This window comes from Streptomyces musisoli (genome assembly GCF_016741855.1).
In the GTDB taxonomy this organism is placed as follows: domain Bacteria; phylum Actinomycetota; class Actinomycetes; order Streptomycetales; family Streptomycetaceae; genus Streptomyces; species Streptomyces musisoli.
On sequence record NZ_JAERRH010000003.1, the window covers coordinates 847,958 to 859,726 of the forward strand.

Annotated in this window: 11 protein-coding genes; 4 read left to right on the plus strand and 7 right to left on the minus strand. The window is 71.0% G+C overall.

The features are described 5' to 3' along the window. Positions 1-78 precede the first annotated feature (78 nt). The 3 genes from JK361_RS12045 to clpS all read right to left on the minus strand — a co-directional run bounded on the left by JK361_RS12045 (position 79) and on the right by clpS (position 2,780). The gene (locus JK361_RS12045) at positions 79-1,515 is read right to left on the minus strand and encodes an amino acid permease (protein ID WP_201815793.1); all 1,437 of its coding nucleotides are present in this window, start codon (positions 1,513-1,515) and stop codon (positions 79-81) included. Positions 1,516-1,844: 329 nt separating this feature from the next. Further along, the gene (locus tag JK361_RS12050; protein ID WP_201815794.1) at positions 1,845-2,450 is read right to left on the minus strand and encodes a DUF2017 domain-containing protein; all 606 of its coding nucleotides are present in this window, start codon (positions 2,448-2,450) and stop codon (positions 1,845-1,847) included. A 12-nt stretch (positions 2,451-2,462) separates the two neighbouring features. Then, entirely contained in the window at positions 2,463-2,780 is a 318-nt protein-coding gene (gene clpS / locus JK361_RS12055; RefSeq protein ID WP_201815795.1) for an ATP-dependent Clp protease adapter ClpS, read from the minus strand. Positions 2,781-2,917: 137 nt separating this feature from the next. Between clpS and JK361_RS12060 the strand changes: the two genes are divergently transcribed. Then, positions 2,918-4,264 (plus strand): nicotinate phosphoribosyltransferase, encoded by a 1,347-nt coding sequence (locus JK361_RS12060; protein ID WP_201815798.1) that lies wholly within the window; start codon positions 2,918-2,920, stop codon positions 4,262-4,264. Positions 4,265-4,360: 96 nt separating this feature from the next. Beyond that, positions 4,361-4,954, plus strand: coding sequence for a nicotinamidase (locus JK361_RS12065; RefSeq protein ID WP_201815799.1), 594 nt, complete (start codon positions 4,361-4,363; stop codon positions 4,952-4,954). 216 nt (positions 4,955-5,170) lie between these two features. Here the strand turns inward: JK361_RS12065 and JK361_RS12070 are convergent, their stop codons facing one another. Both JK361_RS12070 and JK361_RS12075 read right to left on the minus strand, forming a co-directional pair. Beyond that, positions 5,171-5,491, minus strand: coding sequence for a hypothetical protein (locus tag JK361_RS12070; RefSeq protein ID WP_201815801.1), 321 nt, complete (start codon positions 5,489-5,491; stop codon positions 5,171-5,173). Positions 5,492-5,612: 121 nt separating this feature from the next. Beyond that, positions 5,613-7,970 carry an immune inhibitor A domain-containing protein gene (locus JK361_RS12075; RefSeq protein ID WP_201815803.1) on the minus strand — a complete coding sequence of 786 codons (2,358 nt, stop codon included), beginning with the start codon at positions 7,968-7,970 and terminating at the stop codon, positions 5,613-5,615. A 366-nt stretch (positions 7,971-8,336) separates the two neighbouring features. Here JK361_RS12075 and JK361_RS12080 point away from each other — a divergent pair, with 366 nt between their 5' ends. Beyond that, positions 8,337-8,570: a hypothetical protein gene (locus JK361_RS12080; protein ID WP_201815804.1), complete on the plus strand. Its 234-nt coding sequence runs from the start codon at positions 8,337-8,339 to the stop codon at positions 8,568-8,570. 117 nt (positions 8,571-8,687) lie between these two features. Here JK361_RS12080 and JK361_RS12085 read toward each other — a convergent pair whose 3' ends face one another. Both JK361_RS12085 and JK361_RS12090 read right to left on the minus strand, forming a co-directional pair. After that, positions 8,688-9,359: an RDD family protein gene (locus tag JK361_RS12085; protein WP_201815805.1), complete on the minus strand. Its 672-nt coding sequence runs from the start codon at positions 9,357-9,359 to the stop codon at positions 8,688-8,690. A gap of 121 nt (positions 9,360-9,480) precedes the next feature. Next, entirely contained in the window at positions 9,481-11,121 is a 1,641-nt protein-coding gene (locus JK361_RS12090) for an RDD family protein (protein WP_201815806.1), read from the minus strand. 234 nt (positions 11,122-11,355) lie between these two features. On the opposite strand from JK361_RS12090, the gene JK361_RS12095 reads away from it, so the two are divergent. Next, positions 11,356-11,769, plus strand: a complete 414-nt coding sequence (locus JK361_RS12095) for an SsgA family sporulation/cell division regulator (RefSeq protein WP_201815807.1) — start codon at positions 11,356-11,358, stop codon at positions 11,767-11,769.

The following is an 11,769-nucleotide window of genomic DNA, read 5'->3' on the forward strand; positions in this document are numbered from 1 at the left end:
AGTGCTCCCGGCGGCCGGACGTCCCGGGGAGGGTGTCTGCCGCGGCCGCCGGGCTGTCGCGCCCGTGCGGCCGTCGTGTCAGCGCTTGCGGAAGGCGGCGGCCTCCGGGTTGCGGCGCTTGAGCACCAGGTAGGCGACGGCGAGGACCAGGCCCCACAGCGGCGCGCAGTACAGCGAGACGCGGGCGTCCTTGTCGATGCCCATCAGCACGATCACCATGCCGATGAAGGCGAGGGCGATCCAGCTGGTGAACGGCGCGCCCGGGGTGCGGAACTCCGAGCGGGGCAGTTCGCCGCGGTCGGCCTTGGCGCGGTAGCGGATCTGGCAGAGCAGGATGACGATCCACGCCCACATGCCGGAGATGGTCGCGAAGGACACCACGTAGTCGAACGCCTTGCCCGGCCACTGGTAGTTGATCCAGACGCCGACCAGCATCAGCGCGGCGGAGAACGTGGTGCCGACCAGCGGGGTGCCGCTGCGGGTCAGCTTGGTGAAGAACTTCGGCCCCTGGCTGTTGAGCGCGAGGTCGCGCAGCATGCGGCCGGTGGAGTACATGCCGGAGTTGCAGGAGGACAGCGCGGCGGTGAGGACGACGAAGTTGACGATGCCGGCGCCCGCGGGCAGGCCCATCTTCTCGAAGGCGACCACGAACGGGCTCGCACCCGCGTGGAAGTTCGTCCACGGCACGACCGACAGGATCATGATCAGCGCGCCGACGTAGAAGACGGCGATGCGCCACGGCACGGTGTTGATGGCCTTGGGCAGCACGGTCTTGGGGTCCTTGGACTCGCCCGCGGTCACACCGACCAGCTCGACGGCGAGAAAGGCGAACATCACCATCTGGAGGGTCATCAGCGTGTTGCCGACGCCGTGCGGGAAGAAGCCGCCGTCGCTCCACAGGTGGCTCACGGAGGCGGTGTCGCCGGCGTCGGAGAAGCCGACCGTCAGGATGCCGGCGCAGATCAGGATCATGCCGATGATGGCGGTGACCTTGACCATGGAGAACCAGAACTCCAGCTCACCGAAGAGCTTCACGGAGATCAGGTTGGCGCCGTACAGGATGACCGTGAAGATCAGGGCCGACACCCATTGCGGGATGTCGAACCAGTAGGTCATGTAGGCGGCCGCCGCCGTGACCTCGGTGATGCCCGTGACCACCCAGAACAGCCAGTACGTCCACCCGGTCACGAAGCCCGCGAACGGACCGATGAACTCGCGCGCGTACTCCGAGAACGATCCCGACACCGGGCGGTACATCAGCAGCTCGCCGAGCGCGCGCATGATGAAGAAGATGACGAGGCCCGCGATGGCGTACGCCAGGATCAGGCTGGGGCCGGCCTTGGAAATGCCCTTGCCGGCGCCGAGGAACAGGCCGGTGCCGATGGCACCGCCGATGGCGATCATCTGGATCTGCCGGGCTCCGAGCCCGCGCTGATAACCCTCGCCGCCCTCGTTGCCCTCGGCACGCACGGCCTCATTGCCGTCGCGATGCTGGTCGACCTGCGCTGAGGTCATGTGTGGTGCGCCTTTCTCCATGCCGACCCGGGCCTTTCGTCGGCCTCGGATCGGGTCTCGATCCCCCCGGATTGCTGGAGCTGTTGCCTGGCCGACGGTCGTCGGCTCGGTGGCGCACCCGGCCGAACATGGGTGGTGTTGGCCGGGCGGTCGTGAAGATTTATCACGGCCGCAACACTGATCACACTGGCACGATGTGGCGCATCACATAGGAAGAACCGGACAAAGAACGCCCGAACGTGTCAAACCAGGCCATGAAGGTGACAGGATCGTTATCCGGATTTGAGCGTCCTCTGAGCGAACACTCGCCACCGGTCAAACCGCATGGATTACGGCATAAGGGTCGTCACCAGGGTCTCCTGGAGGCCGCCCAGCCAGAGATAGGCCAGCACCATCGGCTTGCGCGGGTCGTCTTCCGGGAGCCGGTAGAGCAGATCGGTGTCGTCCTCGTCGGTGATCTCCAGCCGGGCGCCGATGGCGAGCCGGAGGTCGTTGAGGGCGCCGAGCCACTGCCGGGACTCCTCCGTGGACAGCTTCAGCACCGCCCCGCCCTCGTCGACCGGGGCGAGCGCGTCCAGGGTGCGGATCACGCCGAGCGCGTTGTCCCGCTTGCCGGCGCGCAGGTCGTTCTCGGTGTAGCGGCGGAACTCGGCGGAGTGCGCCCGCCGCTCCTCGGCCTCGGCCGTCGAGCCGGGGTCCTGCTCCGGGTCGCTGTAGGCGTCCGGGAAGAGCCTGCGCAGGACCGGGTCGGCCGGCGGTTCGCTCGGGCCCTCGGCGAACAGCTCCGCGAGCGGGTCCTCCGGGGTGTCGGCGCCGGGGCCGGGGCCGATCAGCTCCAGGAGCTGGACGGCCAGCGACCGGATGATGGAGATCTCGACGTCGTCGAGCGCGACGGCCGCGCCGCCGCCGGGGAGCGGTTCGAAGTGTCCGGGCATGTGAGTCGGTCGCTACTTCCGGTCCTGCTGGAGGGTGGCCCACAGACCGTAACCATGCATCGCCTGCACGTCGCGTTCCATCTCCTCGCGGCTCCCGCTGGAGACGACCGCCCGGCCCTTGTGGTGGACGTCGAGCATGAGCTTGGTGGCCTTGTCCTTGGTGTAGCCGAAGTACGACTGGAAGACGTACGTCACATAGCTCATGAGGTTGACCGGGTCGTTGTGGACGATCGTGACCCAGGGGACGTCGGGCTCGGGTACGGCGAAGACCTCCTCCGCCGACTCGGTGCGTTCGATCTCTACGGGCGCGGGTGACGTCACACAGCCCATGCTGCCACGGCCCCGACAAATCGTCACACCGACGAAAAGGGGGTATGCTTATCGCCATGCTGCAGACCGGGGGTCGGTCCCCGGGCCCCCGGCCGGTCCAGGGGTACCCGGGCAGTCACGAGCTAGGGGAGGTTTCGGTGGACATGGCGGACCTTGGACTGCCGGTGGATGTTCCCTCGACGGCGCTCTTCACGGACCAGTACGAGCTGACGATGCTCCAGGCCGCCCTGAAGGCCGGCACGGCGGAGCGGCGCAGCGTGTTCGAGGTCTTCACCCGGCGGCTGCCGAACGGACGCCGCTACGGCGTGGTGGCCGGTACCGGACGCGTGCTGGACGCGGTGGAGAACTTCCGCTTCGACGAGGGCGTCCTCGGCTTCCTGCGCGAGCGGCAGATCGTCGACGAGGAGACCCTGAAGTGGCTCGCGGACTACCGCTTCGGGGGCGACATCTGGGGCTACCCCGAGGGCGAGGTGTACTTCCCGGGCTCGCCGATCATGCGTGTCGAGGGCACCTTCGCCGAGTGCGTGCTCCTGGAGACGGTGATCCTCTCGATCCTCAACCACGACTCCGCGATCGCCGCCGCGGCCTCCCGGATGGCCTCCGCGGCCGGGGGCCGCCCGCTGATCGAGATGGGCGCCCGGCGCACCCACGAGCTGGCCGCCGTCGCCGCCTCCCGCGCCGCCTACGTCGGCGGCTTCACGACCACCTCCGACCTGGCCGCCGGCTTCCGCTACGGCATCCCGACCGTCGGCACCTCGGCCCACGCCTTCACCCTGCTCCACGACCACGAGCGGGACGCCTTCCAGGCCCAGGTGGACACGCTCGGCCGGGGCACCACCCTGCTGGTGGACACCTACGACGTCGCCGAGGCCGTCCGTACGGCGGTGGAGGTGGCCGGCCCCGAGCTGGGCGCGGTCCGCATCGACTCCGGGGACCTTCTGCTGGTGGCCCACCGGGTGCGCCAGCAGCTGGACGAGCTGGGCGCCACCGGCACCAGGATCGTCGTGACCTCGGACCTGGACGAGTACGCCATCGCCTCCCTGGCCGCGGCCCCCGTGGACGCGTACGGCGTCGGCACCCAGCTGGTGACCGGATCCGGGCACCCGACCGCCTCCATGGTCTACAAGCTGGTCGCCCGTGCCGAGACGACCGACCCCGAGGCGCCGCTGGTCCCGGTCGCGAAGAAGGCCAGCGGCGGCAAGACCTCCGTCGGCGGACGCAAGTGGGCCGCGCGCCGGCTGGACGCGGAGGGCGTCGCCGAGGCCGAGGTCGTCGGCACCGGGCCGGTCCCGGCCGGGCTGGCCGACCGGCAGCTGCTGGTGCGGCTGGTCGAGGGCGGCGAGGTGGTCGCCCGCGAACCGCTGGACGTGCCCCGGGACCGCCACATCGCGGCCCGCGCCGGTCTGCCCCTGTCCGCCATCCAGCTCTCGCGGGGGGAACCCGTCATTCCGACGGAGTACGTCCACGAGCGCTCGGGTAGCTAGAGCGGGACACCGTCCGCACTCTCGAACGCCCCCTCCCGAACGGGCCCGAAAGTCTCTAGGCTCAGTTGTTCAATCCACAGTCGAAGGACACCCAGCATGCGCCGCGCCTTGATCGTCGTAGACGTGCAGAACGACTTCTGTGAGGGGGGCAGCCTCGCGGTGTCCGGCGGGACAGACGTGGCCGCCGCCATCACCGAGCTGATCGGCCAGGCGGCGGGCACGGGCTACCGGCACGTGGTGGCCACCCGTGACCACCACATCGCACCCGGCGGCCACTTCGCGGACAACCCCGACTACGTCCGCTCCTGGCCCGCGCACTGCGTCGCGGGCACGGAGGGCGTGGGCTTCCACCCGAACTTCGCCCCCGCGGTCGCCTCCGGCGCGGTCGACGCCGTGTTCGACAAGGGGGCGTACTCGGCCGCCTACAGCGGCTTCGAGGGCACCGACGAGAACGGCGTCCGCCTGGCCGAATGGCTCCGGGCGCGCGAGATCACCGAGGTGGACGTGGTGGGCATCGCCACGGACCACTGCGTGCGGGCCACCGCCCTGGACGCCGCGCGGGAGGGCTTCCGCACGCAGGTCCTGCTGGACCTGACGGCGGGGGTGGCCCCGGAGACGACGGAGCGGGCACTGGAGGAGCTCCGCGAGGCGGGAGTCGAGCTGACCGGCAAGCCGGTGGTCAGCGGCTGACCGGTGCCGGGCGCCGGGGGCCGCTGTGAGTTCGGCGCCGCCGTACCGCACCGCCGTACCGCACCGTCGGGGCCGATCGCCGTGGCGGCGGGCAGAAATGCCCGCAAGCCCACGGCGCCGGGCCGGGCGGCCGGCCCGGTCGGCCCGGGGGCGCGGAGAACCGCGCGACCAGCCACAACGGACCCGCACGCGACCACGCACCCCACCGCCCCGGACCTACCGCACCACCGCCGACCGGCCAAGCAGCGCCCGGATCGGGTGCCACAGCTCGTTCACCATGACACCGTTGTCGGCCGGGGCGGTGCGCCATATCAGGCCGTCCGGATGGTGCAGTACGGCCGTGATCTCGTCCGGTGTCGGGGGCGCGGCGTTGCCCCGGAGGTAGATCGCCCGCAGCCCCAGGTTGCGGAGCCTGGTCAGGGCCCGGGCGCGGTTCTGGGCGTGCACCAGCACCCGCACTCCGGCGGAGCCGTAGGGCAGGTTCAGCGCCACCACGACGGTGCCGTTCGGCATCTTGCAGAAGCCTCCAGCGGCCATGTGGTCACATCCCCGTTTCGGTCGGTGTCAATAAGCGGTCCACAGGACGCACCTAAACACGATCGGCGGCAACCCGCCAAGGGGCTGCCGCCGACACGCGTCTGACCTGCGGTTTTGTGGACTACTTCACCGCGGGACCAACCTTGAGCTGGATCGTGGAGCCGTCCTTGGCCTCCTTGACGATCGTGATCTTGGTGTTGGTGTCAGTGACCTTCACCCCGCCCGTCGGGTTCGACGGGTCGTAGTAGGTGTGGGCGTGGTCGTTGAAGACCGAGATGCCCTTCGACGCCTTGATCTGCAGGGCGACGTCGGCCTTGTGCAGGGTGATGCCGTCCGTGCCGTAGAGGCTGAACGGGGAGTCGTACGCCTGGATGCGGTTGCGCAGCAGCGTGCCGTCGGACCACCGCAGCGCCTTCGAGTGCGAGTCGACCGGCAGGATCAGACCGGTGCCCGGGTGACCGTTGGTGGCGTTGGTGTTGTCGTCCGCCTGGGAGGTGTCCCACTTCCAGATCAGCAGGCCGTTCTGGTACGGGTAGTGCTCCACCCAGTCGGGGCGCTTGGCCGAACCGAAGTTGTACGGGCCGGTCTTCAGCGTCTTGTCGTACGACACGTACTGCCGGTTCTCGGCGATGTAGTACTGCTTGTAGTCCTTGGTGAAGGACGCGCCGATGCGGGAGAAGCCGGCCGCGGTCCAACCGGTGTCGGCGGTCTCGGCGTTGTCCGAGAACACCGGCGCGCCGTCGGCGGTCACGGTGATCTGGTCGGCCGTGAAGCCGTTCTCCGCGACACCGCCGTCGGTGGCGTAGCGGAAGCGCAGGTCGATCTTCTTGCCCGCGTAGGCGTCGAGCGGGAACGACAGCTTCTTGTGCGTCTGCGAGAAGCCGCTCAGCGCCGGCTTGCCGCTGGCGTCATGCGGGAGGGCCTGGCCGTCCGCCGTGCCGTCCAGGGCGGTCCAGTTGGCGCCGCCGTCGGCCGACACCTCGGTGTAGACGTAGTCGTAGCCGTCCTCGGTGGCCCACCAGCCGTCCAGGTCCAGGCTCGCGGACGTCTTGCCGGTCAGGTCGACCGACCGGGTCAGCGTGTTCTTCAGGTCGTTGCCGCTGCCGCTCCACCACTGGGTCGAGCCCTCGGCGGGCTGGGTGATCGTGGTGGTGACCGCCTTGTCCGGCAGGTTGACCACGAGGGCCTGCTTGTCCCAGGTGTTGTACTCGGCGAGGCCCAGCTTGTGGGTGGACTGCTTGCCGGCCGCGGCGGTGTCGAAGTTCAGCCAGCCCAGCTGAAGCTTGTCCCAGGCGTTCATGTCGCCGGGCAGGTCGCCGATGGACTCCTTGCCCGTGCCGAGCCAGGAGCCGGAGGACATCAGCGTCCAGAAACCGGTGGAGTTGTCGCCGCCGGCGGTGTCGTACTCGTCCGGCAGACCGAGGTCGTGACCGTACTCGTGGGCGTAGACGCCGAGTCCGCCGTTCTCCGGCTGGATGGTGTAGTCGCCGACCCAGACACCGGTGTTGCCGACCTGGGTGCCGCCGAGCTTGTTGTCCGCGGGGCCGGTGGCGCCGGCGTCGGTGCCGAAGGCGTACCAGCGGTGGGCCCAGATCGCGTCCTTGCCCTGGACGCCGCCGCCGGCGGACTCGTCCTCACCGGCGTGCACGATCTGGAAGTGGTCGACGTAGCCGTCGGGCTCGTTGAAGTTGCCGTCGCCGTCGAAGTCGTACCGGTCCCACTGGTCGTACTTGGCGAGGTCCTTCTTGATGTCCGCGTCGGTGCGGCCGGCCTTCTTCTGCTGGGCGACCCAGGCGCTCAGGCCGTCGCTGACGACGTTCCACACGCTCGGGCAGTTGGTCTGGCCGCAGGCGTTGTTGCCGTAGCGCGCCTCGTTGTAGGGGACCTTGACCCAGTCCGTGACCTCACCGGAGACCGAGTAGCGGCCCGAGGACTGCTTCTCGTAGTACTTCTTCAGCGACTCGGTCTTCTGGCCGGTGCCGAAGTAGAGGTCCTGGTAGTGCTTCTGGTTGTAGTCCTTCTGCCAGGCCGTGGAGTTGTCCTTCTTGCGGTCCGGCTTGGCGATCTTGTTGTGCAGCGGGCCCGCGGTGCCCCCGTACTTGGGGTCCGTCTGGTTCCCGAACTCCACCAGGATGGTGAAGATCTTGTCGGTCTTCTCGCGGCTCAGCTCGACGTACTTGCTCTGGCCCTTGCGGCTCTTGAGCTTGACGACCTTGGAGCCGTTGCGCTCCTCCGCCTTGACCTTGCCCGATATGAGCTGGTTCAGAGCCTCTTCGCGCTGGGCGTCCTGCGTCTTGCTCAACGGACCGTCGAGGTCGTGCTTCTGCTGCTTCACCGGAGCCGGGTCGTGCCGGTTGGCGGCGGCGGTCCCGGCCTGGGTGCTCGCCTCCGCGACGGCGAAGGTGGCGAACGTGGCGGAGGCCGCCGCGAGCGTGACGCCGATGGCGGCCGCTCTGAACGTCCAGGATCTGCTGGTCACTTGAGTTCCTCCCCCGCGCCGCGCACACGGACAGGGGGTTCCGGGTCATGGAGGAATCCGTGCGCGCACGATCAACGCGTGTAATCAAGTGACGACATTTGACTAGAGGTTAAGCCGAAAAGACAGACCTTGACTTGAGCAAGACAAGTGCACTATGCGGAGGCGACGTTCGCTTTGCGGACATGTGTCGACTTGACGACAGGCGCAGGCATCGCCCGTCCGAAGGGAGGGGTGACTCCGTGCGCCCCCCGTGCACCTGTACCGTGGGTTAGGTCACGCTTACCGGGCGTCCCGCTCGGGCATGCAGGCCAAGAGAGCCGAACGGCACCCCGCCGACTCCCGAAGACTGCCGAGGACACGATTGCCATGCCTCGTCCGACCGCCGCACAGCTCGCCTACGGTTCCTGCACCGTGATCTTCTCGACGCTCGCCATGCTGCTGCTGTCGCAGACGAGTTCGGGCCTCGGGATCGTCGTCATCGCCCTCGCGGCCCTCGCGCTGGGCCTGCTGGTCGCGTGGACGGTCCCCGTACCCGCGGCACGCGCGCAGGCACCCGCCGAGCCCGTGGCGGACGAGGAGCGCGTCCCCACCTCCCTGTGACCGGCGAAGCCGCGGGACACCGCAGCGGCGGCTCCGGGTGCGTCCCGGGACACCGCAGCGGCGGGTCCGGGTGCGTCCCTGGTCCGCCGCCGCCCCACGAGCCGTCTCACACGTCGCTCAACGGGTGCTGACCACCACCGTCTTGGCCGCCTTGTCGTGCAGGCCCTGCTTGTACGGCTTGTCGAAGAAGCTCCAGCCACCGCAGATGGCCGTCCAGACGCAGGCGCAGCAGAAGGCGAACGGCACCCACAGCACCAGGGCGCGGATCAGCGAGGTCTGCATGGAGGGGGTGGCGCCGTTCTCCAGGTCGGCCACCCGCAGGTCGAACCACTTCTTGCCGAGGGTCTGCCCCGACCTGCTGATCATGACGGTGTCGTAGGCGACGTAGAGCACGGCCGCGGTCAGGGACTGGGCGAAGGACTTGCCGGCCTCGATGCGGCCACCGTCGACCGTGTACTCCCGCACCCCGAACGCCCAGGTGAGCAGCCAGACGACGATGCCGACCAGGATCATGTCGATGATCCGTGCGAGCGTCCGTCTGCCGCTGTCGGCGAGCGGGGGCATACCCGCCAGGGGATCGGCCGGATAGCCGCCGGCGCCGGATCCGTACGGGCCGGCGTCGTACGGGCCGCCGCCGTAGGGGCCGCCACCGTAGGGAGGGGGCTGCTCACCCCCGCCGTACGGGGTGTCGTACGGCGAGCCCGAACCCTGGTCCGACGGGGGCTGCTTCCTGAAGGGGTCGTCCTCGGGGGGCTGCTCTCCGGAGCCGGGGGGCGGTTCGCTGCTCATGGCCCGAGTGGAACCCGAACACCCCGGCGCCGCATCCGGCGGACGGCCGTACGGGGTAGGCGCGCCGCGGTCGGCCCGCGGCGCATCCGGCGGACGGCCGTACCGAGTGGGCGCGCCGCGGTCAGCCCGCGACGAACGTGTGGGCCGCCTTGTCGTGCCAGCACTGGCGCCAGGGCCGGTCGAACAGGCACCACAGCACGCCCACGATCCCGACGGCCAGCAGTCCCGGCACGCTGAAGACCAGCCAGCGGCGCAGCGCCGGGCCGAACGTCGGGGGCTCGTGCGCCTCGATGTCGCGCACCTCGAGGCCGCACAGCTTCTTGCCGAGGGTGCGGCCCCACTTGACGGTGGGCAGCACCTCGTACAGGACGCCGGCCAGGAGCAGGACGGCGAGGACGATGCCGAGGCTGGTGCCGGTCGTGCCGTCGAGGAGCCAGACGGTGACCTCGCGGCCGGACAGCCTGGCCGCGTCGATCTTCTCCTGGACGTGGTCCAGGGCACGCGTGCCGAGCGGGACCGCCGCGGCGGCCGTCACGGCGCCCACCGCCAGCGAGTCGATCAGCCGGGCGGCGAGCCGCTTGCCGAGTCCGGCGGGGCGGGCGGCGGCCTGCCGGCGCGCGGCGGCCTGGAAGAGGTCCTCCACCGGCGGCTTCCACGGCGCCACCGGCTGCTCGTCCCCGCCCCCGGCCAGCTGGTGCACCTGCTGCGCCCAGGAGGCCTGACCGCCACCGGGACCGGCGGTCAGCGGGGTGGCGGACGTACCGGACTGCCCGGGCACGGCCTGCGCCGCTCCGGGCTGGGGGACGCCTGCCTGAGGGACTCCCGCCTGCGCGGGGCCCGCCTGCCCCGGGCCTGCCGGCGCCGGACCCGCCTGGGCCGGACCCGCCTGCTGCGGCACGGACGGAGCCGTGGCGGAGGGCGCCTGGGAGTGCTGCGGGGCGGAGGTCTGCGGGGTGGTACCGGGGGCCTGGGGCGTGGCCGGCGTGTGGGGCGGCTGCGCGGCGCCGGCCCGGGCCGCGGCGGCCTTGCCCGCGCCGAAGCCGGGGTTCGCGGGCGCGCCGACGGGACCCTGCGTGCCGAAGCCGGCCGCTCCGGACCCGCCGGACGCGCCGCCCTCGGAGCCGGTCGGGCCGGGCGGCACCGGGCGGAACGTCATCGTGCCGTCGTCGGTGCGGGCCGCCGCCGGGCCGGGGATCGGGCGGCGGAAGATGAAGGTGCCGGGGTCCGGGGCCCCGTCGTCCTGCGCCGGGGGGTTCGACGCGGTGCCGTCGGTACGGCCGGTGTCCCGGCCGTCGGCGGGCTCCGCGGGCACTCGCGGGTCGACACCCCAGGCGCCGCCCCGGCCGGCGTCCCCGCCGGAGCCGGACGACCGGTCCTGCCGCCCTGCCGGGCCGGACCCGCCCGGCCGGCCCCACTGCGCGCCCTGCGCGGCCTGCCCGGGCCGGGCCGCGGGAGCCCACCGGTCGGCCTGGCCCGCCTGCGCCGGAAGGCCCGACTGGCCCGGGAGGCCGGCGCCGTCCTGCGGGCCGGTCTCCGCCGGGTCCTCGTCGAAGAAGTGCGGGCCCGTCTCCTCCACGGACGGGACGGCCGGCTGCACGCCGGGCGGCGGGGTGAGCCGCTCGCCGTCCTTCGGCGCCGGTCGGCTGGTGCCGGGCACCCAGGAGGCGCCGTTCCAGTACCGGACGTAGCCGGGGATGGACGGGTCCGGGTAGTACCCCTCGCGGGGCCTGTCGTCGCCGGGTGCCGGGGTTGGGGCGCTCATGTCCGTCGTCCCGTATCTGCTCGGAGGTGGTATGAGAGCCTCCACATCTATCAGACCCGGGCATCCCCCACCGCCAGTCCCGCCGGACCGACCCCTTTCCGGGCGACGCCGGGCCGTGCTCCCCCGGGCCCGCGAAACAAAATTTCCCGAACCCGCGTAATGGCCCCGCCCCTGCCCCCTCTCCCTCGGTACGGGCCCCGTCCGAGCGGCCCCCGCCAGAAGGGAACGCAGGTCATGCAGCACATCGTGGTGGAACGGGAGCTGGAGCTGAAGCTCGTCCTGTCGCCGGAGCGGCGCGTGCCGGTCCCGGCCCGGCTCGGCTACCGCTCCGACGACCCCTATGCCGTCCACATCGCCTTCCACATCAACTCCGAGCACCCCGTCAACTGGACGTTCGCCCGCGAGCTGCTGGTGGAGGGGGTGTTCCGGCCGTGCGGGCACGGGGATGTGCGGGTGTGGCCGACGAAGGTGGACGGGCGCGGTGTCGTCCTGATGGCGCTGAGTTCACCGGACGGCGACGCACTGCTGGAGGCACCGGTCCCGCAGGTGTCGGCCTGGCTGGAGCGGACGCTCACAGCGGTGCCGCCGGGGACGGAGGGCGGGCAGCTGGGCATCGACGACGCGCTCGACCAGCTGCTCGCCCGGTGA

What these genes read in the sequence shown, in the direction of transcription:
- JK361_RS12045 (WP_201815793.1), bottom strand. Translation starts at nt 1,515, where the DNA reads ATGACCTCAGCGCAGGTCGACCAGCATCGCGACGGCAATGAGGCCGTG.
- JK361_RS12050 (WP_201815794.1), bottom strand. Translation starts at nt 2,450, where the DNA reads ATGCCCGGACACTTCGAACCGCTCCCCGGCGGCGGCGCGGCCGTCGCG.
- clpS (WP_201815795.1), bottom strand. Translation starts at nt 2,780, where the DNA reads ATGGGCTGTGTGACGTCACCCGCGCCCGTAGAGATCGAACGCACCGAG.
- JK361_RS12065 (WP_201815799.1), top strand. Translation starts at nt 4,361, where the DNA reads ATGCGCCGCGCCTTGATCGTCGTAGACGTGCAGAACGACTTCTGTGAG.
- JK361_RS12070 (WP_201815801.1), bottom strand. Translation starts at nt 5,491, where the DNA reads ATGGCCGCTGGAGGCTTCTGCAAGATGCCGAACGGCACCGTCGTGGTG.
- JK361_RS12080 (WP_201815804.1), top strand. Translation starts at nt 8,337, where the DNA reads ATGCCTCGTCCGACCGCCGCACAGCTCGCCTACGGTTCCTGCACCGTG.
- JK361_RS12085 (WP_201815805.1), bottom strand. Translation starts at nt 9,359, where the DNA reads ATGAGCAGCGAACCGCCCCCCGGCTCCGGAGAGCAGCCCCCCGAGGAC.
- JK361_RS12090 (WP_201815806.1), bottom strand. Translation starts at nt 11,121, where the DNA reads ATGAGCGCCCCAACCCCGGCACCCGGCGACGACAGGCCCCGCGAGGGG.
- JK361_RS12095 (WP_201815807.1), top strand. Translation starts at nt 11,356, where the DNA reads ATGCAGCACATCGTGGTGGAACGGGAGCTGGAGCTGAAGCTCGTCCTG.